The following is a 26973-nucleotide window of genomic DNA, read 5'->3' as shown; positions in this document are numbered from 1 at the left end:
CTAAAATTAAATTCTTCTTTAACAATTTTAAGTTAACATAACAATTTATTTTCATTCTCTTAAGGTAATAATTATGTATGATAAATCATTAGAAGAAAAATACTATAAAATCTGCGAAGAACGCGGGTATTTTGAAATCAATGGCAATGAAAAAATTCAAGAAAAAGGTAAAAATTTTTGCATTATGATGCCCCCGCCTAATGTAACAGGGGTTTTGCACATAGGTCATGCACTAACTTGTACTTTGCAAGATATCACCACGCGTTATAAAAGAATGGATGGTTATAAAACCCTTTATCAACCAGGACTTGATCATGCAGGTATTGCAACGCAAAATGTTGTTGAAAAACAGCTTTTAGCTAAGGGTATTAAAAAAGAAGATTTAGGTAGAGAAGAATTTATAAAAAAAGTTTGGGAATGGAAAGAACAAAGTGGTGGCACTATAGTAAAACAAATGCGAATTTTGGGTATTAGCCCTGCTTGGAGCCGTTTGCGTTTTACTATGGATGAGGGTTTAGTAAATGCTGTAAAAAAAGCCTTTGTTGATCTTTATGAAAAAAAATTAATCATTCGTGGAAATTACATGGTAAATTGGTGCACACACGATGGTGCGCTAAGTGATATTGAAGTAGAACACAAAGAAAATCAAGGCAAATTGTATTATTTAAAATATTTTTTAGAAAATAGCCAAGAATACATCATAGTAGCTACAACAAGACCTGAAACTTATTTTGGCGATAGTGCTGTAATGGTAAATCCAAACGATGAAAGATTTAAACACTTAATAGGCAAAAATGTAATCTTACCTTTGCTTGATAGAAAAATTCCTATCATAGCAGATGAACATGTGGATATGGAATTTGGAACTGGCTTTGTAAAAGTAACTCCAGCACACGATCACAACGACTATGAAGTGGGTTTAAGACATAAGCTTGAATTTATCACTATCTTTGATGAAAAAGGTATATTAAATGAGCATTGCTTGCATTTTAAAGGCTTAGAAAGATTAAAAGCAAGAGATATAATCATCAAAGAATTACAAGAAAAAGGTTTTGTTGAAAAAATAGAAGATTACACCAACCAAGTAGGCTATTGTTATCGTTGTAAAAATGTGGTTGAACCCTATATTTCTAAACAATGGTTTGTAAAAAATGAAATTGCAAAAGAAAGCATAAAAAAGGTTAATCTTGGTGGGAGTAAATTCTACCCTGCACATTGGATTAATAGTTTTAATGCTTGGATGAGGGATTTAAAAGATTGGTGTATTTCAAGACAGCTTTGGTGGGGGCATCAAATTCCTGTTTATTATTGTGAGTGCTTGCATGAATGGGCTAGTGAAAAAACCCCTGATAAATGTCCAAAATGCCAAGGCACAAATTTCAAACAAGATCCTGATGTTTTAGATACTTGGTTTTCATCAGGCCTTTGGGCGATGAGTACTTTAGGCTGGGGTAATGAAAACTGGGGCAAAGATAAACTTTGGCATGAAGAGGATTTGAAAGATTTTTATCCTAATTCTTTATTGATTACTGGTTTTGATATTTTATTTTTTTGGGTTGCTAGAATGATGTTTCAAAGCACTAATGCTTTAGGTGAGCTTCCTTTTAAAGATATATATTTACATGCTTTGGTTAAAGATGAGCAAGGTAGAAAGATGAGCAAGTCTTTAGGCAATGTTATTGATCCTGTGCAAAGTGTAGAAGAATACAGCGCGGATATCTTGCGTTTTACTTTAGCTTTATTAGCCATTCAAGGAAGAGATATAAAACTTAGCAATGATAAATTATTACAAGTTAGAAATTTTACGAACAAACTTTACAATGCAAGTAAATTCTTGCTTTTAAACGAAGAAAAATTTGAAGACTTAGATAAAAATAAAATTCAATCTAACTTAGCAAAATACATGCTTTCACGCTTTGGACTTTGCGTAAAAGAAACAAGAGAAAATTTAGATAATTATCGCTTTAATGATGCAGCAAATACCTTGTATAGATTTTTTTGGGATGAATTTTGCGATTGGGGTATAGAGCTTAGTAAGGCTGAAAAATCAAGCATAAAAGAACTTGGAAGTATATTTAAAGAAGCATTGAAGTTGCTAAATCCTTTCATGCCTTTTATTAGCGAGTATTTATATCATGAACTTAGCAAAACTTCCATCCAAACTCATGATTCTATAATGATTTCAAAATATCCTAAATTCAATGCTAGAGATGAAAAAATAGAAAAATTATTCAATATCATCATAGAAAGCATAGTAAGTTTGCGCCGTGCAAAAAGCTTGGTAGATCTTGCAAATGCTAAAATTCAAAAAGCTTGTATAAAATTAAATGATGTAAATTTAACAGCTGAGCTAAAAAATTACACTAATTTCATCTTAACACTTGCAAAATGTGAAAATATAGAATTTATAGAGCATAAACTAGAAAAATCCATTAGAGATGTGAGTGAAAATTTAGAAGTTTTTATCCCTACTCAAAATCTTGATTTAAGCGGGGTTTTAAATAGATTAAATTCGCAAAAGACAAAGCTTGAAAAAGAATTTAACAAACTAAATGCTATGATGCAAAATGAAAAATTTGTAGCCAATGCACCTACTTTGGTGGTTGAACAAAACAAAACTCAACTAAAAAGTATTAAAACTCAGCTTGAAAAAATCAATGAAGAACTTTCTAATTTAAAAGGCTAAAAGTGATAAAAATACAAAATCTTAAAAAATACTATGGAAAAGAACTTGTTATAGATGATGTTTCATTAGAAGTTAAAAAAGGTGAAATTTATGCTCTTGTTGGACATAGCGGGGCTGGAAAATCAACTTTACTAAGATGTATTAATGGTTTAGAAAATTATCAAAGTGGTAGCGTACAAGTTTTTGGTAAGGAAATAGCAAATTTAAAAGAAAAGGAATTAAGAGTATTTAGAAAAGACATAGGAATGATTTTTCAGCATTTTGCGCTTATGAGTAGAAAAAATGTTTTTGAAAATGTAGCTATGCCTTTAGAAATTCATGATTTTGAAAAGGGAAAAATTCAAAAAAGAGTGAATGAACTTTTAGATCTTGTAGGGCTTTTAAACAAAAGCAAAGCCTATCCCAAAGAACTTAGCGGGGGACAAAAACAAAGAGTTGCTATAGCTAGAGCACTTGCTTTAAATCCTAAAATTTTACTAAGCGATGAGGCTACTTCAGCACTTGATCCAAATACTACAAATAATATCTTAGAGCTAATAAGCCAAATTAATAAAGAATTTGATATAAGCGTAGTATTAGTAACTCATGAAATGGAAGCGGTTAAACAAATAGCGCAAAAGGCTGTGCTTTTAGAGCATGGAAAAATTATTGGTAAAGGAAAAATAGAAGATTTATTTTTAAAGCCTAGTGAAAAAATGCGTGAATTTTTAGGCGAGAGTGAATTTTTACCACAAAATGGAGTTAATGTGCGTTTATATTTTTGCAAAGAAAAGGCAAACCAAAGCATCATCACTCATATGGCTAGAACTTTAAATATTGATTTTAATATAGTTTGGGGTAAAATAGAAAAATTAAACAACAATGCTTTGGGAAATTTAGTGATTAATATAGAAGCTAAAAATCAAGAGCAAGTTTTAAAATACCTACAAGAAAATGGCGTAATATGGGAGCTTGTGTAATGAATTTAGAAGTAATTTTAAGAAATTTTGAAAATATACTATATCCAGCTTTATTAGAAACCCTTTATATGAGTTTTACGGCTACTTTTTTAGCGTTTTTAATTGCACTAATCCCTGCTATAGTTCTTACCATCACAGATAAAGGTGGTTTATGTGAGAATAAAAGCGTTTATAGTGTATTGGATTTTATTATTAATATTTTAAGGTCCTTTCCTTTCTTAGTTCTCATTGTAGTTTTAAGTCCTTTTACAAAATATCTTATTGGCATTAGCATTGGAACGACTGCTACTATAGTTCCACTTACCATAGGAATTGCACCTTATTTGGCTAAAATGATAGAAAGTGCTTTTAAAGAAATTGATCCAGGTATTATAGAAGCGGCAAGATCTTATGGAGCAAGCAAAGTACAAATTATTTTTAAAGTGATGTTTAATGAAGCTTTACCAAGCATTATAAATGGTATTACTTTAATTTTAATCATTGTTATTGGCTTTTCAGCTATGGCAGGAACCGTTGGTGGTGGTGGCTTGGGTGATGTTGCAATTCGTTATGGATATGAGCGTTTTAGAACTGATATCATGATACAAACTGTTATTATTCTAATAGTATTGGTTCAAATCATACAATTTATAGGAAATTTGCTTTATAAAATCACTAAAAGATAAATCATGAAACATGAGTTAGGCATTTTACTTGCAGCAACTAAAAATTCAAGCTTTACCATAGGAACTTTACTCATCAATATCATGGATGTCATGGGTGAAAAAGTAGATGTATTTTATATTCTACACGATGGTTTTAGTTTGAATGATCAAAATATTATGCAAAAAATTGTTAAAAACAAAATAATTAAATTTATTTCATTTACTCAAGAGGATTTTTTAGCCACTCTTGAAAAAAATAAAAACGATATTGCTGATTTATTTTTCTTAAAAAGATGGACTCATATGGCTTTTGCTAGATTTGAAGCTTTTAAATTTTTAAATGAATGTAAAAATATTATTTATCTTGATTTTGATGTTTTACTTTTAAAAAGCATTGATGAACTTATTAAATTAAGATCTAAAGGCTTTCATTTTGGTGCAAGATTAGGAAAAACATTACTTCAAATTGCATTGCCTTTAGAAAAAAAATATCCTAATAAATGTGTTTATCAAACTGGAATTTTAGTTTTTACTGATCTTATACCAAATCCTTTGCAATGTTATCAATTTATTTATAAATATCTTTATAAAAATACTAAAAACTGGCAAGATCAAGGTATTTTTTCTCTAATGATATATGAAAATAATTTTAAAGTTAAAGATTTAAAAGATAAATACACAGGAAGTACTCATTATCTTACAAACCTTATGCAAAATGCCTCTATAGTTCATGCAAGTGGAGTAAATAGTCGTTTTTGGAATAGTAAATTTTGCAATCAAACATGGCCTAAATGGCAAGAATATTATAATATTTGGGTAAATTTAGGAGGAAGCAAATATACTGGCTCATTTAATAAAGATAACAAACAATCAAAACACCGCATAAGATATCATCTATCCTACAAGCTAGGTTATGCTTTTATAGAATGCACTAAAAACAAGAAAAAAATTCCTTTGTTACCTTTTACTTTATTAAAAATTTATTATAAACACACAAAATTTGCCAAGCAATATCAAAAAGATTTAAAAACAAAACCTTATCTTAAACTACCACCTTTGTCAAGTTATGATGATTATAAAAGCGAAGGAATTAAAAGTATAAATACTTATTCCTATAAAATAGGACAAGCTCTTATAGATGCTCAAAAAAACTGGCATAAAGGAGGATATTTTATTTTCATAAAAAAACTTAAACATTTTGCTAAAGAATATAAAAATAAACAAAAATAAAACTTTATTTATCTCATTAATAATTCTATAATATAATGCAATATTATTAAACCACAAAAAGGAGTTTTCAAAATGAAATTGTTAAAGATTCTTGCAGTAAATGCAATTTTAGGTGCAAGTTTATTTGCTAATGAAGTTATTTTAGTAGGTGCAACACCTGTTCCACATGCTGAAATTTTAGAGCAAACCAAAGACTTGCTAAAAAAAGAAGGTTATACTTTAGAAATTAAAGAATTTAACGATTATGTCTTGCCAAATCTTAGCACAGATAATAAAGAATTAGATGCAAATTTCTTCCAACACCAACCCTATTTAGATGAATTCAATGCCAATAAAGGTACAAAACTTGTTAGTGTTGCAAAAATTCATATCGAACCTATGGCAGTTTATTCTAAAAAATATAAAAACATCCAAGATATTCCACAAAATGCTAGTATAGCAGTTCCTAATGATCCAACTAACGAAAGTAGAGCTTTAGATATTATTGCTAATACTAAGCTAGTAAGCTTTGAAAATGTTGCTTTAAAAACTCCGCTTGATATTAAAGAAAATCCTAAAAATATCAAATTTAAAGAATTAAAAGCAGCACAGCTTCCAAGAGCTTTAGATGATGTTGATTTTGCAGTGATTAATTCAAATTATGCTTTATCAGCAAATTTAAACCCAGTAAAAGATTCTATTTTAATAGAAAGCAAAGATAGTCCTTATGCAAATATCTTAGTAACTACTCAAGATAATAAAGATAATCCTAAAATCAAAGCTTTAATAAAAGCTTTACAAAGCCAAAAAGTAAAAGATTTTATCAATGAAAAGTATCAAGGTGCTGTAATTCCTGCATTCTAATATAAACCTTGAGTTACAAACTCAAGGTTATTTATTTTTAATAAGCTCTGTAGTAATCTTAGCTATTTCTAATTCTTCCTCGGTTGGAACAATTAAAATTTTAATCTTAGAATCTTTTTTACTAATTTCACCATTTCTAAGTTGTGTATTTTTATCTAAATCTATATCAAAACCTAAATGCGCTAGTCTTTGACAAACTTTTTCTCTAACTATGTTATCATTCTCACCAATACCAGCTGTAAAAATCAATGCATCCACTCTAGGTAAAATAGCAAAATAAGAACCTATATATTTACTCAAACGATAGCAAAACATATCAAGAGCAAGTCTTGCTTTTTCGTTATTTTGTTCAATTTGCGCTTCAATATCTCTAAAGTCATTAAACCCACAAATTCCATAGACACCGCTTTTTTTATTCATTATAGTGTCCAAATCAGTTGGATTTAAATTTAATTCTTTTGCTAAAAATGGCAACACAGCAGGGTCAATATCTCCACATCTAGTTCCCATAATCAAACCTTCTAGTGGAGTAAACCCCATGGAGGTATCTATACATTTTCCATTTTCTATAGCACAAACACTTGCACCATTTCCAAGATGAGCACTAATTGCATTAAATTCATTTGTGTTTTTACCAAGTATATATGCAGCCTGCTTACTTACATAAGAATGAGAAGTGCCATGAAAACCATATTTTCTCACTTGATATTTTTCATAATACTCATATGGCAAAGCATACATGTAAGCATAATCAGGCATGCTTTGATGAAAAGCTGTATCAAAAACCGTTACATTAGGAACACCTGGAGCTGCCTTTAGCATAGTTTTAATACCTATTAAATGCGCAGGGTTATGCAAAGGCGCTATATGAGAAACTCTATTGATTTCTTTTAGAACTTCATCATCAACCAAACAATGTTTAGTTAAATTTGGACCTCCATGAACTATTCTATGTCCACACCCGTCAAGTTCGTTTAAATCATGCAAAATTCCACTTTGAGCAAACAACTCATTTACAAGTTCTATACCTTTTTCATGATCTTTTATAGCTAATTCTTTTTGATACTTTTTACCATTTTTTAAATCTTTAAGTTCTATTTTAGAGTTTTGCTCACCAATTTTTTCTACCAATCCAGAAGCTAAAGCTTCGTCTTTTTCAAAAAGTTTAAATTTAATCGAAGATGAACCTGAATTTAAAACTAATATTTTCATTTTTCTCCTTATTCTTGTGCTTGAATAGCACTTAAAATTACCGTATTAATAATATCTTCCACCAAACAACCTCTACTTAAATCATTTACTGGTTTTTTAAGCCCTTGTAAAATCGGACCAATTGCTAAAGAATTTGCTGTTCTTTGCACAGCCTTGTAGCAAATATTTGCTGCATTTAAGTCAGGAAAAATAAATACATTTGCCTTTCCTGCGACTTTAGAATTTGGCATTTTACTTTTTGCTGTTAGCATATCATATGCTGCGTCAAATTGTATAGGGCCTTCTAGTTCAAGTTGAGGGTATTTTTCCTTAGCTATTTTAGTAGCTTCTTTAATAGCTTCTACACTTATCCCACTTCCACTATCTCCACTAGAATACGAAAGCAAAGCTACTTTTGGATCAAGCCCAAAAGCTTTAGCACTATTTGCACTTACATAAGCAATTTCAGCAAGTTGCATAGGAGTTGGATTTGGCATCACAGCACAATCAGCAAAAATCAATACTTGTTCCTCTAAAGACATAAAAAACAAGCCAGATACCAAGCTAACATCATCTCTTGTTTTAATAATCTGTAAAGCAGGACGAATAGTTTCAGCTGTTGTTGTACTTGCACCGCTTACCATAGCATGAGCTTTTTGAGTTTGAACCAATAAAGTTCCAAAATAAGTTTTATCTTGAACAAGTTTTTTAGCATCTTCTTTACTCATACCTTTATTTTTTCTTGCTTCATACAAAAACTCTTCAAATTCTTCATTATATTGAGAATTTTTGGGATTTACAATACGCACACCATCGATATTGATATTTAAACTATTGGCTTTAGCACAAATTTCATTACTATCACCTAGTAAAATCAAATCCACTATATCATTTTGTATTAAAAATTCACTAGCTTTTAAAATTCTTTCATCAAAGCTTTCAGGTAAAACTACTATTTTTTTATCTGATTTTGCTTTTTCAAAAAGCTCATAAGAAAATCTTGCTTGAGTTTTATATGAGTATTCTTGTAAAAATTTATCTATTTTTTCTCCATCTTTTAATAAAACAAAATTGTTTAGCTTTTTACTAAGTAAAAAATTTAAAATTAAATAATCTTTCTCATCACATTGTGCATAAAATGGAGTATTTAATTCTTTGGCTAAAGATATATTTAAATTTAAATCACCCATTAGGCCATAATGTTTAACACCCATAACTATAATACAATCATTATTTGTTTTTATTTGCTCAAAATCACCAATAATGCGTTTAAAAAAAGAAATATAATCTTTTACTAAAATATTTTGATAATTATCATTTTCAAAACTATATTTTATTTCGAAATCTATTTTTTTTTCTGATTTTAATTTCTCAAAAAAAACTTTAGTCTCATTATTCATCACTGGAATATAAAATTTAATTTTTTTGTTAGTATTGCTCATAAATTGATATAAAAAATTTATATCATAATTTAATACAAATGCGGATTTCATTTTTTCCTCTTTTTGAATAATTAATTATTTTGTAATATAATAATTTTAAAATTCATCATAATAATATAAGGTTATAAAACCATGAAAATTAAAAATGTTAATTTATATTTGTTACCTTTTGTAATGTTTGGTTGTAGTGCCACAGTTGATCCACACATTAGCATGAAGCCTCCTGCTTATGTTGAAGAATTAGCTCCAAAACAAAACAATAACACACAAAGTAATCCAGGATCTTTATTTGGTAAAGGAGATAATCCTTTATTTTCTGATAAAAAAGCTATGAATGTTAATGATTTAGTCACCGTAGTAATTAGAGAAAACGCTACTCAAAATTCACAAGGTTCAAAAGCCACAAGTAAAAATAATAATGTTAACCTAGGTAGTGGAAAAGTAACCACTGGAGCTGGACTTAGCAAAGTAGGAGATCTTATAAATGATTATGCTAATATAGGTTATTCTACAGCTAGCACTTCGCAATATCAAGGCACAGGCTCACAAACTAGAAGTGAAAATTTCCAAACTACTATTTCAGCAAGAGTGATTAAAGTTTTATCTAATGGAAATTATTTTATAGAAGGAAGTCGCGAACTTTTAATAAACGGAGAAAAACAAATCATACAACTTAGTGGAGTTATAAGACCTTATGATATTTCTCAAGATAATATGATAGATAGCAAATACATTGCAGATGCTAAAATTCTTTATAAAACAGAAGGTGATATAGATAAATCAACGCGTAAGCCTTGGGGAACAAAATTCATGGAAACCATTTGGCCTTTTTAAGCGAAATGGTTTTACATAAAATTTGGAGCATCATTGGAAAATAAAATTAAATCTCCATTTTTTGTATACTGAGCTAGAATTTGAACTAGCTTTGATTTTTCTTTTACCACATAGTAATCTAAAGTAATGTATTTTTGCAAAAGCACGCTATTAACCTCTGAGGTGATAATTACAAAATCAAAACATTGGTTAATAATTTCACATAATTTTATATTTTCTTCATCATTTACTTCTATTATACCAGGTGTAACCAAAACCCTTCTTCCTTGATAAGTCTTGCAAAGTTCATAACTTTGACTCATACCTTTAAAATTTCCATTAAAACCATCATCTATGATGAATTTAGGCTCTTTAGAAATTACCTCCAAACGATGCTCTACTGCCTTTAAATTAAATACACTTTTTGTAATATTTTCTAATTTTATTCCTAAATAATGAGCAAGTAAAATACAAACACAAATATTATAAGCATTAAAAGCACCTAGCAAATTCGCATGAAAATCATAAATATTTTCATCCAATTTCACTTTAAAATCCAAACCTTTTAAACTTGCTCTAATATCACTTAAACACTCATCATAAAATTCATCTTTATATAAGGTGCTTGAGTGTAAAAAATATTTTTCCAAACGCTTGGATTTTAAAGCTTGCAATTTAGCTTTACGGATATTATCTTGAGTTTTAAAATACTCCAAATGTGCCAAACCAATCTCACCTACTATACAAATTTGAGGATTTAAAAACTCTGCAATTTCTAAAATATCATTTTGCTCTCTTGCACCAGCTTCTACGATATAAATTTCAGTATTATTTTCTAAATTTTCATTGATATCTTTTACTATACCCATAAAAGTATTAATACTTCTAGGTGTTTTATAGCACTTATAATCATTCTTTAAAAGTTCATATAAAAAATTTTTAATACTAGTCTTTCCAAAGCTTGCAGTTATTAAAATAATTTTTAATTTTTGATTCTCATAAATTTTTTTACTTGCTTTTTTAATAAAATATTTTTGATTAACTTTTTCAACCATAAAGCTTACCAAAAATGTAATTATTAAAGCCTCTAAACCTGTATAGTAAAACTGCATAAATATCAAAGAAAAAACAAATAAAATTAAAAAATATCGCTTAATTCTTGCAGTAAAGACAAGCTTTTTATCTAAATTTTTATATAAGTAGCCACCATATAATAAAGACAAAGTAAAAACTATAAAATAAAGATAAAAATTTCCATTATATGCAGAAAATACAAAAGCAAAATAAGGAATGATTAAAAAATACAAATGCCATAAAGGTTTAGCATAATGTAAAAAAACACGGGAAAATTTATAAGCATACCACTGCAATGCTAAAATCAAATAAAAGCCAAGTAAAAAATTCAAACTTAAAAAAGCTAAAACATCAATCATTATTTATAAATTCCTCTTGAATTTTTGCATTAATAAAAGCAGCATGTTTTAGAAAGAAAAAATGATCTCCTTCTAAAGAAAATAATTTTCCTTTTTGTGCTAAAGAGTGGATAATTGCTCCACTTTTTAAAGGCGTAGCTTTATCTTCATTGCCCCAAAAAATTAAAATAGGATTTTTAATTTTTTGGAATTCATTTTCTAAATTTTCATTTACTACTTTTTTGAAAGTATCATACATAATTTCACTCATACCCTGAGCATCTTTGCTAATAAAAAATTTTCTCCAAAAATCACCATAAGGTAAATTTTTCAAAATTTTAAACAAAGCTATTTTAAAACGCACCTTAGAACTTTTTGGCAAAACTATACCTGCACTTGAAAGTAAAATCAAACCCTTATAATCATCATTTTGGCACATAATGGTTGCAATTTTACCACCAAAAGAATGCCCCATTAAATAATCTATTTTTTGTTCTATTGTAACCAAAAAATCTTTCACAACTTTAGCATATGCGTATGAATCCATTGAAGCATCTATACTTGAATTTCCAAAACCTGGTAAATCAAGATAAATTTGCTTAAAATTTTTTAAAACTTGTGAAAAAGCCTGCTTCATAAGCTCTTTATTAGCTCCCCACCCATGTAAAATTAATATAGAATTCTCGCATTCTGGATTAATAAGTTCATAACTTAAATTATAAAAGTATCCGTTAGAATATACTCTAGTTTTTGCCATTTCTAGCCTTTTTTATTATTGTAAATATTTTCTAAAAGTATTACAGCCTCACTTAAACGCTCATATTCTTCAAAACTTAAAAGCACTGCTTCGAATTTGTTATTTTTAACAATCACCACCCTGCCATTTTCATTTTTTTTGGTTTTTTCAAGCATAGTGCTAAAATTTCTTACTACTTCAGTTGCAGTGTAAATTTCATCTTTACTAAAAGTAGCCATAATTATAATTTGCCTTTTTGACCATTAATGCTATGTATAAATGTATAATCGATTTTAACTTGTTTTTCTAATTCAATATTTTTTGCTAAATTATCAATTATCCAAGTAAAATCTTCAAATAAATAATTAGCTAAAGAACCTGGATTTGGATTAATTTCATTTAAGTAAACCTCATCATCAACAACAAAAAAATCACAGCGTATCAAAGCTCCTTTGAATAAAGGATTATAAATTTTACAAAAATTATCTTTGAGTTTTTGTTTTAAATTTTCATTAATATCTGCTTGAAGAACCTTAGTGCTATCTGAAAATCCCAAATATTTTTGTTCAAAATCTAAAATCTCATTTTTTTTAGGCTCTTCAATAATAGAAAATTCCATTTTATCATTTATCATGCAACCTGCTAAATTGTATTCTTTTATATTGCTAATAAAATCTTCAACTACTATATCTTCATCAAATTCAAAAGCTACATCCTTAGCGTATTTTAATTCTTTTTCATTCTTAACTATGCTTATGCCTATACTACTTCCAAGTCTTGCAGGCTTTAAAATACAAGGAAAATCTAACTTTTCATTTAATTCTTTGTGTAAATTTAAAATTTTATAATCTAATATCTTTACTCCAACACTTTTTGCATAAAGTTTTGTTAAAATTTTATTATAAGATAAAACACTAGCTTCTAAACGCGGTCCTATATATTTTATACCATAAAAATCAAATAAAGCAGCTATTTTACCATCCTCTCCATCTTTTCCATGAACCACATTAATAACTACATCTATTTCAAGTTTTTTTTCACCTAATAAATTCTTTATATAAAAACCACCCTGCTTTAACACCAAAGCTTTTTCTTTTTTATAAGCGCCACTACTAAAAGTTTTAGCATTCATTTTTTCTTCATCTATAAGAAAAAAATCTTTGTTTTTATCACAAAATATAAATTTTTTTTGTGTTTTCAAAACTTTTTTTAAAACCACAGCACTAATTATGCTAATTTCATGCTCATAAGAATTTGCACCAAAAACAATTCCATATATCATTATATTTTCCTTTTTATTATGCTAACTTTTTTAAAGCTTCTTTAACAAGCTCGCTTGTGTCTTTGCTTTCGCATGTTCTTAAAACTTTTAAAATATTTTCTTGTTTAAAACCAAGCGAAAGTAATGCAGCCAAAGCTTGAGTTTGACTTTGATTAGAATTTTCTATATTGATTTTTGCATCACTTAACTCAGCTATAATTCTTTTTGCACTCTTTGGCCCAATACCAGGAACTTTCTTAAATACACTTTCATCACCATTTTGTAAAGCTGTATAAAAAGCATTGCTGTCTAAACTAGAACAAAGTGCCATAGCTGTAGTTGCACCTATGCCGTTAATTTTAATCAAAAGTTCAAACATCTTTTGTTCATTTAAATCTAAAAAACCATATAATTTATGAGAATCTTCTTTGATGATTTGAGTGATAAAAAATTCGATTTTATCGTTTTTTTGAAAACTGCTAGAACAAAACAATGAAACAAAAACACCATAGCTAACTCCACTAGAAGTTTTTACGACTACAAAAGTAGGTTCTTTTTTGGTTATTATCCCTTCTATTGCTACTATCATTTGTTTTCTTCCTTGTAATTATTAAGTACGCGAATTTCATATATTTCATTTTCTTCAGTATTGATTTTCTCAAGTTCAAAGCATTGAATTTTTTCATCACTATGTGGATGATAGGTTAATTCTTTTTTTGGATATAACAAAATAAATTTTACCTCATTTAAGTCAGTCCAATTACCACTTTTATTTATAATTTTTGATTTTAATAATTTATTTTGCGTATCTTTTAATTTTTCTACATTATGCAATTCTTCTTCTTTTAAAATTTCAAATTTATTTTTCAAAATATTATAATTTTCTATCTTTTGATTAAAGTCTTTTATAGTAGCTTTATAAGCTTGCGGAACTGCTCTTTTGGAGGAAATTAATTCTTTTACTTTTTGCTGCAATAACTTTACAGAATCCTTACTAACATGAATAGTATGTTTAATATTTTCTAATTCTTTAAAAAGTTCATCTTGTGTTTTTTTGTTTTCATCTAATAAATGTAAAATTTCTTCACCACTTTTATCTTCTTCTAAATTTTTCATATCTTGTATGACTAGTTTATTTCCATTTCCATTAATTTTGTCTATTTTAATCAAGCTCTTTGCATTACAAATGCAGTTACTATGAAGCTCTTGTATATAAATTTCATCTGCGTTAATCTCACCACCTATAGCTTTTTTGATATTTACTTTTTTAGCTTTAATAAAACCATTTTCCAAAGTGTTTAAATTTAATTCCTCTGCCTCGCAATAACCTTTTAAATTATCCATATCTATTTTTTTTCCAAAAATTTTACTTTTTTGATGCATATTTCCTTTAAAATTAATTTTTGTTCCTCTTACTATAGCATCTTGAGCTATATTTCCTACTATTTCAATATCTTGAGCTTCTATAGTAATTCTTGGTCCAATTGCATCTTCTAGGCTGTTGTTATTTTTTACAATCAAAGTAACTTGCTTATCTATCCCAGCCCAAATAGAACCTGTGCTCTTAAAATCAACTTTATTAAATTCTAAATAATTTTCAATTTCATAAGTAGATTTTTTTTGTATAATAAACCCATCTTTTTTTGCTATATATTTGATACTATCATCATCTTCTTTCACTTCAAAATCATTTGAGCACAAAATTTTTTCTTTATTAAGTTTTGGTGGTAAAGATTTTAAAATTTTAAATCTTAAATCTTTACCATCTTTTCCTTCTTTAGGTTTGATTCTTTCTATGGCTAATTCATCTTTTCCTATAGGTGCAACATAGTTTCTATTCATTACATCATTATGCTTTTTTAATTTTTCTAAGTAATGATATTTAATTTCTTCATTAGTTGGATCTTGTGGCAAAATTCCCCTGCTAACTTCAAATTCAATCTCAAAATCAAATTTTTGCTTTTCTTTTATAAGGGTATTAAAGTCAATAACTTGCTTTTTAAAATCAAAACTTCTAAAACCAAGTAAAAATTTATCTTTAATCATAGCTTTGTAAATAGTTTCAAATATATCCAAAACTAATTTATCATGATATGCAACTTCGCCATTTGCCTTTACTACAGCCTTTAAAATAGTAGCAAATTCATCTAATTTTAATTCTATAGTAAAATCTTGATGTTTGTGTTTATTATGATAAATTTCTATTTTATACTCTTGCTCTATGTTCAAATCATGCGATAAAAACTGCTCATTATCTTCAAAAATTTTTAATTCTTTTTCATTTGCCTTAATCCACTCTTTATTTGCAAAGGCATAAGAGGTGCTAAAACTTAATAATTTAAAATCTACTTCATTGATATTGTATTTATTTTTTGAAGCAAACGCTAAAAGCTCTTTGTAGGGATCTTTTGTATAAATAATTGTTTTATCTTCCATCACCAAGCTTTCTTTGAATTTTTTATACATTAAAATTTTTATTTTATCAAAAATAAAATCAAAATTTAGTTAAAATTAGATCTAATAAAATTTTACATTATATAAGATAATACCAAAAGAATGAAAATTAATGAGAAAAAATATTGTTTTTAAAAATTTCATCATCAATGCTTTAGGAATATTATTTTCTAGAATAATGGGTGTTTTAAGAGATATTGTTTTAGCTTTATACTTAGGGGCTGGAATTTATAGTGACATTTTCTTTGTGGCTTTGAAAATGCCTGCTTTTTTTAGAAGAATTTTTGCAGAAGGAGCTTTTGGACAAGCTTTTTTGCCAAGTTTTTTAAAAGCTAGTAAAAAAGGTGCTTTTTGTATAAAAGTTTTATTGCAATTTAGTATTATTGTTTTTTTAACCTGTATTTTGGTGAGTTTTTTTGCTGAATTTTTTACAAAGATTTTTGCCTTTGGTTTTAACAAAGAAACGATTATTTTAGCCGCACCCTTAGTTTCTATTAATTTTTGGTATTTATTTTTCATCTTTTTAGTAACTTTTTTAGGCTCTTTATTAAACTATAAGCAAAATTTTTTCATTACTTCTTTTTCTGCTTCATTTTTTAATCTTTTTGTTGTGATTGCGGGGTTTTTTGTCAGTCAAGATGAGCCTTTAGAGGCTTTGTATTATTTTTCGTATGCAACCATTTTAAGTGGTTTAGCTCAACTTATATGGCATATTTTTGCTTTAAAAAATACTAGAATTTTAAAAAGTATATATTTAAGTATAAAACTTAAAAAGACAAAGACTAGTTTAGATAAATTTCACTCTACTTTTACTCATGGACTTTTAGGCTCTTCAGCAAATCAAATTAGCTCTTTATTAGATACTACTATAGCTAGTTTTTTAATGGCTGGAAGTATTTCGTATTTGTATTATTCTAATAGAGTTTTTCAGCTTCCTTTAGCACTTTTTGCAATAGCTCTAAGCCAAGTAAGCTTTCCAAAAATATTAAGGCATTTAAAAGCAAATGAAGAACAAAAAGCTTTAGCTTTTATGCAAAAAGCTTTTGAGTATTTAAGTGTGCTTTTAATTTTAGCTAGTATAGTGGGAATTATCCTAGCTAAAGAGATTGTAGAGTTTTTATTTCAAAGAGGAAATTTTAATCAAGATGATACCAAAATCACCGCATTTTTATTACAAGCTTATCTTTTGGGACTTTTACCTTTTGGTTTGCAAAAGCTTTTTTCTTTATGGCTTTATGCTAAATTTAAACAAAAAATAGCTGCTATAATCGCTTTTAAAACACTTTTTATATCAGCATTTTTTAGCATAGTGATTATTTTACTTATCGAAAATGAAGCTTATAAAAGTTTAGGTATAGCTTTAGCCTCTTCTATAAGTGCTTTTTATTTATTGTATGCTAATATAAAAGAATTTGGCTTTAAAAACCTTTGGGGTATTTTTAGGGTTAAATTTTGGCTTATTAGCATAGTGTTTTTAAGTTTATTTGCTTTAGGCTTATTTGAAATTAAAGATATTTTAATACAATTTTTAATCGAAGTTTATCATTTTTTTAAAGGTTTATTTTAATATGGTTTTTTTTGATAGTGTTTTAAAGAAAAAATGTGAATTTATCCCACATGATGCAAAAAAAGCAAATATTTATTTATGTGGGCCTACTGTGTATGATGATGCACACTTAGGACATGCAAGAAGCAGTGTGTGTTTTGATCTTCTAAGAAGAGTTTTACTAGCAAGTGATTATGAAGTGATTTTCGCTAGAAATTACACTGATATTGATGATAAAATCTTAAAAAAAATACAAGAAAGTGGTAAAAGCTTAGAGGAAATCACAAATTTTTATATTAAAAGATATGAAGAGGATATGCAAGCACTTAATATCTTAGAACCTGACTTTAAACCAAAGGCTACAGCTTATATTGAGCAAATGATTACTTATATAGAAAAGCTTTTAGAATTAAACCTAGCCTATAAACTTGAAGATGGAATTTACTTTGATACTAGCAAAGATGAAAAATACTTTTATATCTCTAAAAGAAATTTAGAAGATAATCAATCACGCTTAGAAGAAAGTGTAACTAAAAAAAATGATAGTGATTTTGTTTTATGGAAATTTGATGAAAAATTTTATCCTGCAAGCTTTGGTAAAGGAAGACCTGGTTGGCATACAGAATGCGTTGTGATGATAGAGAGTATTTTTAAAGACAAACTTGATATTCATGCAGGAGGTATAGACTTACTTTTTCCTCATCATGAAAACGAAGCTTGTCAATGTCGTTGTAAAAATAATCATGAGCTGGCTAATTTTTGGCTACACAATGGCTTTGTGCAAATTAATGGTGAAAAAATGAGCAAGAGCTTGGGAAATAGCTTTTTTCTAAAAGATTCTTTAAAACTTTTTAGTGGTGAAGTTTTAAGATTTTATCTTTTAAGTGTGCATTATAGAGCACATTTTAACTATGCTTTAAAAGATTTACAAGCTGCTAAAAAAAGGCTTGATAAATTTTACCGCTTAAAAAAACGCTTAAATTTAAATGTCTTTATAGATGAAAAATCATCTATAGAAAGTGAAATTGCTAAAAATATCTTAGAAGTTTTAAATGATGATTTAAACATTTCTAAAGCCTTGGCTTTACTTGATGAGTTTATCAATGAAAGCAATATTTACTTAGATCAAAATTCAAAAGATAAAGCTTATAAAGCTAAACTAGAAAAAACTTTAAAAGAACTTGCTTTTATTTTTGGTATAGGTTTTATAGATACTATAAAGTATTTTCAATTTGGCATTAGCAAAGAAAAATGTCAAGAAATAGAAGAAAAAATCACTCTACGCAACAAGGCAAAACAAGAAAAAAACTATGCCTTAGCAGATCAAATTCGTGATGATTTAGCTAAAGAGAATATTCTTTTAATGGATACACCAAATGGTGTAGTATGGGAGAAAAATGGATAAAAATTACAAAGAAATGAAGCTTAAAGAGGTTTTTATTCGCTTTAAGCCTTATTATAAAGATTATTGGTTTTATTTTGTTTTAGCTATCATTGGTATGCTTTTAACTAGCGGTGGAACAGCGGCTAGTGCTTATATTATAGAGCCTATTTTAAATAAAATTTTTATAGAAAAGAATGCTCAATTGCTTTATTATATGCCTTTTCTTGTTGTTTTAATCTATGCTTTAAAAAATCTTGGTGCTTATATGCAAGTTTATTATATATCTTATGTTGGAACAGACATTTTAAGAAGATTAAGAGAATTAGTTCTTGGTAATCTTTTACGCTTAGATATGAGTTTTTTTCATAAATACAGAAGCGGAGAATTAATCAGCAGGTGCACTTCTGATATAGGAGCTTTACAAAATATAGTTTCAACTATAATACCTGAAATTTTAAGAGAAAGTTTAACAGCAATTGGGCTTTTAAGTGTGGTAATTTATCAAAGTCCAAAACTTGCTTTTTTTGCTTTGGTGATTTTACCTTTAGCAATTTATCCTCTTGCTATTTTTGCTAAAAAAATCAAAAAAATAGGACGCAATACCCAAGAAAAAAATTCTGATCTTACTTCAAGATTGAGTGAAATTTTTTCTAATATAGAACTTATTAAAGCTTCTAATGCAAGCAAAAATGAAATGCAAAAATTTAGCCAAACTAATAGCGAAGTTTGTAAACTTTCTTTAAAAGGCATTAGAATCGAAGCTTTAAGTAGTCCTTTGATGGAATCTATGGGTTCAATTGGCTTTGCTATAGTGATTATAGTAGGTGGAAAAGAAGTAATTGATGGAAGTTTAAGCATTGGTTCATTTTTTAGTTTTACCACAGCTTTATTTATGGCTTATACTCCTATTAAAAGACTTTCTTCGCTTTATACAAGATTACAAAATGCAGTAGCAGCGAGTGAGAGAACTTTTTATCTAACTGATTTAGAACCACAAATTAAAGGTGGTAATGAAAAACTTACAGAAAATATCCAAAATATTCATTTTAAAAATGTCTCTTTAAGCTATCAAAAAGATAAAATGGTACTAAAAGATGTAAGTTTTTCTTTTAATAAAGGAGAAATTTTAGCTTTAGTTGGTTCAAGTGGTGGAGGAAAATCTTCTATAATCAATCTTTTGATGTATTTTTTTGAAAAAGATAGTGGTGAAATTTTAATCAATCAAAAAGATATTAGCTCTTTTGACATTATGAGTTTAAGAGAGAACATATCTTTAGTAACGCAAAATATTTATATATTTAATGACACTATAGCTCAAAATATTGCTTATGCTAAAGAGTATGATGAAACACGCGTTATAGAGGTTTTAAAGCAAGCTAATGCTTATGATTTTGTTCAAGAACTTGGTGGCATACATACTGAATTAAAAGAACATGGAAAAAATCTCTCAGGCGGACAAAAACAACGCATTGCTATAGCAAGAGCTTTGTATAAAAATCCTCAAATTTTAATTTTTGATGAAGCAACTTCAGCACTTGATAATGAAAGTGAAAAAGCCATTGTAAATACAATAGAAAACTTAAAAAAAGATCGTTTAATTCTTATCATTGCTCATAGACTTAGCACCATAGAAAATGCGGATAAAATCGCAGTGCTTAGCAAAGGCAAAATCGCTTCTATAGGAAATGATGAGTATTTAATGCAACATTGTGAAATTTATCAAAAATTAAAACAAAAAGCACAAAAAACTGACAAAATAAAGGAAAATGAAAACTAAAAATTATTATTTTTTTAGTAAAATACTATATTTTGTAAGATATGTAAGGAAATAATATGACTTATGATGATATAAAACCTTTGCTTTATAAGCTTGAACCTGAAAATGCTCATGCTTTAGTGGAATTTGGAATGCGTTCGTTAGATTGCATCTTCCCAGGTGGACTAAGTTTTTTTGCAAAAAATTACATCATCAATGATGAAACTTTAAATCAAGAAATTTTTAATCTTAAATTTTATAATCCAGTGGGTTTAGCAGGTGGTTTTGATAAAAACGCAACTATGATAAGACCATTAAGTGCTTTAGGTTTTGGTTTTTTAGAATATGGAACTTTTACCCCTAAACCTCAAAGTGGAAATGAAAAGCCTAGACTTTTTAGACTTGTTGAACAAGAAAGCATTCAAAATGCGATGGGTTTTAACAACAAAGGTAAAGATGCAATTGCAAAAGAATTAAGAAAAATATACCCTTTTAGCATACCTTTGATAGCAAATATAGGCAAAAATAAAATCACACCAAATGAAGAGGCTATAAATGATTATATTATCTTACTAAATGAATTTAAAAACTTATGTGATTTATTTGTTATTAATATATCCTCTCCAAATACCAAAAATTTAAGAGATCTTCAAAGTGAAGAATTTATTACACTGCTTTTTCAAAAAGCAAAAGAAATTACTGATAAACCTATAATTTTAAAAATTGCACCAGATATGAGTATAGATAATGCTATTTTGCTTTGTAAAAGTGCAATTAAAGCAAAAGCTGATGGTATTATCATGGCAAATACTAGCATAGATTATTCTTTAATTGATAATGCAAGAACCTTTGGTGGAATTAGTGGTAGATTAATCACTCAAAAAAGTGCAACATTTTTTAAAGAAGTGGCTAAAGAAATTTATAAAGATACTATTTTAATAGCAAGTGGCGGTATAGATAGTGCCCAGCTTGCTTATGAGCGTATTAAAAATGGAGCAAGTTTAATACAAATTTATACAGCTATGATTTTTAAAGGACCAAGTATTGTTAAAAACATCAACCAAGGTTTAATCGAGCTTTTAAAACAAGATGGGTTTAATCATATTAGTCAAGCTATAGGAGTAAATTTTAAATGATTAATTATCAAAAAATCACCCTTGAAAATAAACTTGAAATTTACACTTTACCTGTTAACAAAAAAAGCGGAGTTATAAGTGTAGATATATTTTATAAAGTTGGCTCAAGAAATGAAAAAATGGGAAAAAGCGGCATAGCCCATATGCTTGAACATTTAAATTTTAAAAGTACAAAAAATTTAAAAGCAGGTGAATTTGATAAAATAGTTAAAGGTTTTGGTGGGGTAGATAATGCAAGCACTGGCTTTGACTATACGCATTATTTTATAAAATGTTCTAGTGAAAATTTAGATAAATCTTTATGGCTTTTTGCTGAATTAATGCGTAATTTAAATTTAAAAGATGATGAGTTTCAACCTGAAAGAAATGTTGTTTTAGAAGAAAGGCGTTGGAGAACTGATAATAATCCTTTGGGTTATTTGTATTTTAGATTATACAATCATGCCTTTTTACATCATCCATACCATTGGACCCCGATAGGATTTTTTAAAGATATACAAAATTGGAAAATAGAGGATATACAAGAATTTCATCAAACTTTTTATCAACCAAAAAATGCTATATTATTGGTTAGTGGAGATATAAATGAAAATGAAGTTTTTACTTTAGCTAAAAAACACTTTCAAGATATAAAAAATACCAAAGAAATTCCTATAGTTCATGAAAAAGAACCTGAGCAAGATGGTGCCAAACGCGTAATCTTGCATAAAGAAAGTGACACGCAATTACTAGCACTTGCATATAAAATTCCAGCATTTAATCATGAAGATATGCCAAAACTTTGTGCATTGAGCGAACTTTTAGGTAATGGAAAAAGTTCTTTAATAAGTGAAATTTTAATTGATAAATTAGAATTAATCAACGAATTTTATGCTTATGCGAGTGAAAATATAGATGAGAATTTATTTATATTTATTTGCGTATGCAATGAAAATATTAAAGCAGAAGATGTTGAAAAAGAACTCTTAAAGATTTTAGAAAATATCAAAAATGGTCAATTTGATGATAAAATTTTAACAAAAATTAAAAATTCTGTAAAAAGTGATTTTATATTTTCTTTAAACAATGCAAGTAGTGTTTCAAACATCTATGGCTCTTATCTTGCAAAAGGAGATTTAAAACCTTTGCTTGATTATGAAAAAAACATAAATGCATTAAGCAAAAAAGATTTGATTACTTGTGCTAAAAAATATTTTCATGAAAACAAATCCACTACTATCATTTTAAGAAGGAGTGAAGATGAACAATAAAATTATTATAGGTGCAATGACAGCTTTAATAACTCCATTTAAAAATGGAAAATTAGATGAGCAAACTTATCACAAACTTATAAAAAGACAAATTGCAAATGGAATTGATGCAGTTGTTCCTGTTGGAACCACCGGAGAAAGTGCTACTTTGACACATGAAGAGCATAGAATTTGCATAGAAATAGCTTTAGATGCTTGTAAAGGAAGTGATTGTAAAGTTTTAGCAGGAGCAGGAAGCAATGCTACGCACGAAGCTGTAAGCTTAGCTAAATTTGCCCAAGAACATGGTGCTGATGGTATTTTAAGCGTAACTCCATACTATAATAAACCAACTCAAGAGGGTTTGTATCTTCACTATAAAGAAATAGCAAAAAGTATTGATATACCTGTTCTTTTATATAATGTCCCAGGAAGAACAGGATGCGAACTTCAAACTGATACCATTATAAGGTTGTTTAGAGATTGTGAAAATATTTATGGGGTTAAAGAAGCTAGCGGGAGCATTGATAAATGTGTTGATTTATTGGCACATGAGCCTAGAATGATGCTTTTAAGCGGAGAAGATGCTATTAATTATCCTATACTTTCAAATGGTGGCAAAGGAGTCATTTCAGTTACTTCAAATTTACTTCCTGATATGATTTCAAAATTAACTCATTTAGCTTTAGAAGAAAAATACATTGAAGCAAAAAAAATTAACGATGAGTTGTATAATATTAATAAAATTTTATTTTGCGAAAGCAATCCTATACCTATTAAAGCGGCGATGTTTATTGCAGGTTTAACCCCTACTTTAGAGTATCGTTTACCACTTTGTAAACCTAGCGATTGTAATTTAGCAAAAATAGAAACAATTATGAAAAATTATAATATCAAAGGATTTTAATGGATACTTTTTTTCAAAACAAAACTTTAGTTATTAGCGGTGGAACAAGAGGAATTGGAAAAGCTATAGTATATGAGTTTGCAAAAGCAGGAGCTAATATAGCTTTTACTTATAATTCTAATGCACAAATTGCTGAGGATATGGTAAAGGATTTAGAAAATAACTATAAAATTAAAGCAAAAGCTTATGAATTTAACATACTTGAACCAGAAACTTATAAAGAATTATTTGAAAAAATTGATCAAGATTTTGACAGAATAGATTTTTTCATCTCTAATGCTATTATCTCAGGTCGTGCTGTTGTAGGTGGATATACTAAATTTATGAAATTAAAACCTCGTGGAATAAATAATATTTTTACAGCAACCGTAAATGCTTTTGTAGTAGGAGCACAAGAAGCAGCAAAAAGAATGGAAAAAGCTGGTGGTGGTAGTATAATTTCTATATCATCGACTGGAAATTTAGTTCACATTGAAAATTATGCAGGACATGGCACAGCTAAAGCCGCAGTAGAGGCTATGGCACGCTATGCAGCTACTGAACTTGGTTCTAAAAATATACGCGTTAATGTGGTAAGTGGTGGGCCGATTGATACCGACGCACTTAAAGCTTTCACAAACTACGAAGAAGTTAAAAATGCAACTATTAATCTTAGTCCGTTAAATCGTATTGGAGAGCCTCAGGATTTAGCTGGAGCTTGTTTATTTTTATGTTCAAATAAGGCAAATTGGATCACAGGCCACACTTTAATTGTAGATGGTGGAACTACTTTTAAATAATTTTAACCCCATTTTTTTGGGGTATTTTAATATAAGGAAATTTCAAACAATAATGAATTTACCCAATATCTTAGCTTTTATAAGAATACTATTAGCCCCGCTTTTATTTTTTTTATTAATCAATGATTTTGAAAATATCCATCCTAGCTGGGTAAATTACTTTGCTTGTGTTGTATTTGGCATAGCTGCTTTAACAGATTTTTTTGATGGTTATATCGCAAGAACTTGGAATCAAACAACAAAGCTTGGGGCTATCATCGATCCACTAGCTGATAAAATGCTTGTTTTGGCTGCTTTTTTGGGTTTATTATTAACCCAAAGAGCTGATCCTTGGATAATTTACATCATTTTAGTAAGAGAATTTTTTATCACTGGTTTTAGAGTTGTTATGGTTAGTGAAAAGATTGATGTCAGTGCTTCTTTTGCGGGAAAAATAAAAACGACATTTCAAATGATAGCTATTATATTTTTAATTATGCAATGGCCATTTGCTAATGTTTTATTATTCATTGCTTTAATACTAACTTTATATTCTGCTTTTGAATATATTTTAGCTTATGTAAATCACCTAAAAAAGGTTTAACATTGAAATCATATATTTTTTTATTTATCATTTTAGCCATAGGATTTAAATTTTATTCTTTTAGTTTTTTAATAACACTTTTAGTAATATCTTTTTTAATTTTCTTTCACGAGTTGGGACATTTTTTGGCTGCAAAGCATATGAAAGTAGATGTAGAAATTTTTAGCATAGGTTTTGGAAAAGCAATTTTTAAAAGACAATACAAAAATACAGAATATCGTTTATCAGCTTTACCTTTTGGTGGGTATGTTAAGCTCAAAGGACAAGATGACTTAAATCCAAGCGAAAAAAACTATGATCCTAATAGCTATAATAGCTTAACACCTTTAGCTAAAATTTATATACTTTTTGCAGGGCCATTTTTTAATTTTTTCTTAGCTTTTTTGCTCTATATAGCCATAGGTTTTTTAGGTATTCAAAAAATAGCTCCTATCATAGGAAATATAGCTCCTAATTCAGCAGCTGCTAAAGCAAATTTACAAATTGGAGATAAAATTTTAGCCATTGATGGAATAAAAATTCAAAATTTTGAAGAAATTAGCAAACTAGTTCATATCAAACCTACTTTATTAAAAATAGAAAGAAATGGGCAAATTATCGATATCACCCTTACCCCACAAATTGATCAAGGTTATAATGAATTTTATCAAAAAGTGCAAAAACCACTTATTGGTATAGCTCCTAAAAATGAATTTGTAACTATTTATCATCAAGGTTTTAGTAGTATAAAATATGCTTATGAAGAAAGCCTAGAAGCTTCTATGTTGATTTTTAAAGGATTAGCTAAAATCATAAGCGGAGAATTAGACGCTAAAAATATGGGTGGAATTATCACTATGGTAGATATAACCTCCAAGGCAGCAAATACTAGCATAGTAGTTTTATTTTTAATCACAGCTTTAATTTCTATCAATCTTGGTGTTTTAAATTTACTACCTATTCCTGCTTTAGATGGAGGACATATACTCTTTAATTTTTATGAGTTAATTTTTAAAAAAGAAGTCCCAAGAATATGTTTTGAGTATCTTAGTTATTTTGGAATGGCTCTACTTTTAACCTTAATGATATTTGTTACTTATAATGATATAACCCGTTTTATGAGTAATTAGTAATTTCTAGTTGCAAAATCATATCTATCAAATTGATTAATATGATTTGGTTGATACCATCCATTGTAGATTTGTTTTATAAGATTTTGTTCATAACTAAGCTTAAATTTAACCCACATAGCAGTTTGATCTTTTGATATTTTTTCATCTTGATAGTTTAACGATAAGTCTAAAATTGAAAATGGAGAATAAGTAATATTATATTGCTTTTGAGTTTCTTTAATATTTGTATTTATATTCAAAACACGAAAATATGGTAAATCAAACATAATACCCACTTCAGTACTATCATCAGCATCATTTTCCTTAATATCATAATAATTTGCATAAGCCTTAAATAAACTACTAAATTGCAACTCTGTTCCAAAACTTTTTTTAGCATATGTTTCTTTATATTGATCGTTAAAAAAATTAAAACCAAATTTTAAATTATCAAATTCATAACGATTAATAAGTCCTATAGAATATGCTTGCTCTAATTCACCTATTTTTGCTTGTTTTTCTAAAAGCAAAGAAGAATTTTCATAATCTAACAAAGAATTAATATTTTTAATATTAATATTTAAAGCATTAAAATCTATATTCGATTCTGTTTTATCATGAGAGCTTAAATTTAAAAGTTTTCCTAAAGAATTTGATGCAAAAGTGTTAAAATCTATATTTTGAGCATGATATTCTTCTGGTTTTTTAAATAAAACTTGTTTTGAAACTTTTTCTTTATTTGTATCAAGCGTGATGTTAGTATCTACATTTAAACTCTCTTCTAAACTAGAAGAAAAACTTTGACTAAATAAAAATAAAACCAAATAAAAGATTCTCATTACACACCATTAATTCTAATTTATAAGTAATATAATATCTTATCATTAACAG

General features: G+C 28.0%; 23 protein-coding genes and 1 pseudogene. 15 read left to right on the top strand and 9 right to left on the bottom strand.

Translation table 11 applies throughout. The features are described from left to right. Positions 1 to 73 precede the first annotated feature (73 nt). The 5 genes and pseudogenes from CPEL_RS03595 to CPEL_RS03575 all read left to right on the top strand — a co-directional run bounded on the left by CPEL_RS03595 (position 74) and on the right by CPEL_RS03575 (position 6362). On the top strand, positions 74 to 2686 hold the full coding sequence (locus CPEL_RS03595; RefSeq protein ID WP_044598637.1) for a valine--tRNA ligase: 2613 nt from the start codon (positions 74 to 76) through the stop codon (positions 2684 to 2686). A 2-nt stretch (positions 2687 to 2688) separates the two neighbouring features. Further along, positions 2689 to 3645 (top strand): methionine ABC transporter ATP-binding protein, encoded by a 957-nt coding sequence (locus CPEL_RS03590; RefSeq protein WP_044598636.1) that lies wholly within the window; start codon positions 2689 to 2691, stop codon positions 3643 to 3645. Positions 3646 to 3668: 23 nt separating this feature from the next. Next, positions 3669 to 4304: pseudogene (locus CPEL_RS09730) on the top strand (methionine ABC transporter permease); the annotation flags it as partial. A 9-nt stretch (positions 4305 to 4313) separates the two neighbouring features. Continuing rightward, positions 4314 to 5519 (top strand): glycosyltransferase, encoded by a 1206-nt coding sequence (locus CPEL_RS09645; RefSeq protein ID WP_084083558.1) that lies wholly within the window; start codon positions 4314 to 4316, stop codon positions 5517 to 5519. A gap of 72 nt (positions 5520 to 5591) precedes the next feature. Continuing rightward, the gene (locus CPEL_RS03575; protein ID WP_044598634.1) at positions 5592 to 6362 is read left to right on the top strand and encodes a MetQ/NlpA family ABC transporter substrate-binding protein; all 771 of its coding nucleotides are present in this window, start codon (positions 5592 to 5594) and stop codon (positions 6360 to 6362) included. A 27-nt stretch (positions 6363 to 6389) separates the two neighbouring features. On the opposite strand, the gene CPEL_RS03570 is transcribed toward CPEL_RS03575, so the two are convergent. Together CPEL_RS03570 and pta are read right to left on the bottom strand one after the other, a co-directional pair. Further along, entirely contained in the window at positions 6390 to 7574 is a 1185-nt protein-coding gene (locus tag CPEL_RS03570) for an acetate kinase (protein WP_044598633.1), read from the bottom strand. Positions 7575 to 7582: 8 nt separating this feature from the next. Then, positions 7583 to 9046: a phosphate acetyltransferase gene (pta, locus tag CPEL_RS03565; RefSeq protein WP_049984578.1), complete on the bottom strand. Its 1464-nt coding sequence runs from the start codon at positions 9044 to 9046 to the stop codon at positions 7583 to 7585. 87 nt (positions 9047 to 9133) lie between these two features. Here pta and flgH point away from each other — a divergent pair, with 87 nt between their 5' ends. Next, complete coding sequence (gene flgH / locus CPEL_RS03560) at positions 9134 to 9829, top strand: flagellar basal body L-ring protein FlgH (RefSeq protein WP_084083587.1); 696 nt, start codon at positions 9134 to 9136, stop codon at positions 9827 to 9829. 11 nt (positions 9830 to 9840) lie between these two features. Here flgH and CPEL_RS03555 read toward each other — a convergent pair whose 3' ends face one another. Genes CPEL_RS03555 through CPEL_RS03530 form a run of 6 tightly spaced genes read right to left on the bottom strand, consistent with a single transcriptional unit; the run spans position 9841 to position 15653 of the window. Next, entirely contained in the window at positions 9841 to 11244 is a 1404-nt protein-coding gene (locus CPEL_RS03555) for a UDP-N-acetylmuramoyl-tripeptide--D-alanyl-D-alanine ligase (protein WP_232088183.1), read from the bottom strand. Further along, a complete protein-coding gene (locus CPEL_RS03550; RefSeq protein WP_044598630.1) occupies positions 11234 to 11977 on the bottom strand; it encodes an alpha/beta fold hydrolase in 744 nt (247 codons plus the stop codon). Before CPEL_RS03550 ends, CPEL_RS03555 begins: the two co-directional genes overlap by 11 nt. Positions 11978 to 11979: 2 nt before the next feature. Further along, a complete protein-coding gene (locus tag CPEL_RS03545; RefSeq protein WP_044598629.1) occupies positions 11980 to 12195 on the bottom strand; it encodes a type II toxin-antitoxin system Phd/YefM family antitoxin in 216 nt (71 codons plus the stop codon). Between the two features lie 2 nt (positions 12196 to 12197). Next, positions 12198 to 13238, bottom strand: a complete 1041-nt coding sequence (locus tag CPEL_RS03540) for a D-alanine--D-alanine ligase (RefSeq protein WP_044598628.1) — start codon at positions 13236 to 13238, stop codon at positions 12198 to 12200. 16 nt (positions 13239 to 13254) lie between these two features. Beyond that, positions 13255 to 13806 carry a Holliday junction branch migration protein RuvA gene (ruvA, locus tag CPEL_RS03535; RefSeq protein ID WP_044598627.1) on the bottom strand — a complete coding sequence of 184 codons (552 nt, stop codon included), beginning with the start codon at positions 13804 to 13806 and terminating at the stop codon, positions 13255 to 13257. After that, positions 13803 to 15653 (bottom strand): flagellar assembly protein A, encoded by a 1851-nt coding sequence (locus CPEL_RS03530; RefSeq protein WP_044598626.1) that lies wholly within the window; start codon positions 15651 to 15653, stop codon positions 13803 to 13805. Before CPEL_RS03530 ends, ruvA begins: the two co-directional genes overlap by 4 nt. Positions 15654 to 15783: 130 nt before the next feature. Here CPEL_RS03530 and murJ point away from each other — a divergent pair, with 130 nt between their 5' ends. Genes murJ through rseP form a run of 9 tightly spaced genes read left to right on the top strand, consistent with a single transcriptional unit; the run spans position 15784 to position 26100 of the window. Next, a complete protein-coding gene (murJ, locus tag CPEL_RS03525) occupies positions 15784 to 17238 on the top strand; it encodes a murein biosynthesis integral membrane protein MurJ (RefSeq protein WP_049984577.1) in 1455 nt (484 codons plus the stop codon). A gap of 1 nt (position 17239) precedes the next feature. Beyond that, positions 17240 to 18622, top strand: coding sequence for a cysteine--tRNA ligase (gene cysS, locus CPEL_RS03520; RefSeq protein ID WP_044598625.1), 1383 nt, complete (start codon positions 17240 to 17242; stop codon positions 18620 to 18622). Then, entirely contained in the window at positions 18615 to 20378 is a 1764-nt protein-coding gene (locus CPEL_RS03515) for an ABC transporter ATP-binding protein (protein WP_044598624.1), read from the top strand. The genes cysS and CPEL_RS03515 overlap by 8 nt, the downstream gene beginning before the upstream one ends. Positions 20379 to 20434: 56 nt before the next feature. Further along, positions 20435 to 21493 (top strand): quinone-dependent dihydroorotate dehydrogenase, encoded by a 1059-nt coding sequence (locus tag CPEL_RS03510; protein WP_044598623.1) that lies wholly within the window; start codon positions 20435 to 20437, stop codon positions 21491 to 21493. Further along, positions 21490 to 22743, top strand: a complete 1254-nt coding sequence (locus CPEL_RS03505; RefSeq protein ID WP_044598622.1) for a M16 family metallopeptidase — start codon at positions 21490 to 21492, stop codon at positions 22741 to 22743. The genes CPEL_RS03510 and CPEL_RS03505 overlap by 4 nt, the downstream gene beginning before the upstream one ends. After that, positions 22733 to 23629: a 4-hydroxy-tetrahydrodipicolinate synthase gene (dapA, locus tag CPEL_RS03500; RefSeq protein ID WP_044598621.1), complete on the top strand. Its 897-nt coding sequence runs from the start codon at positions 22733 to 22735 to the stop codon at positions 23627 to 23629. The genes CPEL_RS03505 and dapA overlap by 11 nt, the downstream gene beginning before the upstream one ends. Then, positions 23629 to 24408 (top strand): enoyl-ACP reductase, encoded by a 780-nt coding sequence (locus tag CPEL_RS03495; protein WP_044598620.1) that lies wholly within the window; start codon positions 23629 to 23631, stop codon positions 24406 to 24408. Before dapA ends, CPEL_RS03495 begins: the two co-directional genes overlap by 1 nt. A 52-nt stretch (positions 24409 to 24460) precedes the next feature. Further along, a complete protein-coding gene (pgsA, locus tag CPEL_RS03490) occupies positions 24461 to 24991 on the top strand; it encodes a CDP-diacylglycerol--glycerol-3-phosphate 3-phosphatidyltransferase (protein WP_044599515.1) in 531 nt (176 codons plus the stop codon). A gap of 2 nt (positions 24992 to 24993) precedes the next feature. Further along, a complete protein-coding gene (rseP, locus tag CPEL_RS03485; protein ID WP_044598619.1) occupies positions 24994 to 26100 on the top strand; it encodes an RIP metalloprotease RseP in 1107 nt (368 codons plus the stop codon). Here the strand turns inward: rseP and CPEL_RS03480 are convergent. Beyond that, positions 26097 to 26921, bottom strand: a complete 825-nt coding sequence (locus CPEL_RS03480; protein ID WP_044598618.1) for an inverse autotransporter beta-barrel domain-containing protein — start codon at positions 26919 to 26921, stop codon at positions 26097 to 26099. The two genes, rseP and CPEL_RS03480, sit on opposite strands and share 4 nt — an antisense overlap. Between the last annotated feature and the right edge of the window lie 52 nt (positions 26922 to 26973).

Origin of the sequence: Campylobacter peloridis LMG 23910, assembly GCF_000816785.1 — a bacterium.
GTDB lineage: Bacteria > Campylobacterota > Campylobacteria > Campylobacterales > Campylobacteraceae > Campylobacter_D > Campylobacter_D peloridis.
This window is presented reverse-complemented; position numbering and strand designations above follow the sequence as displayed.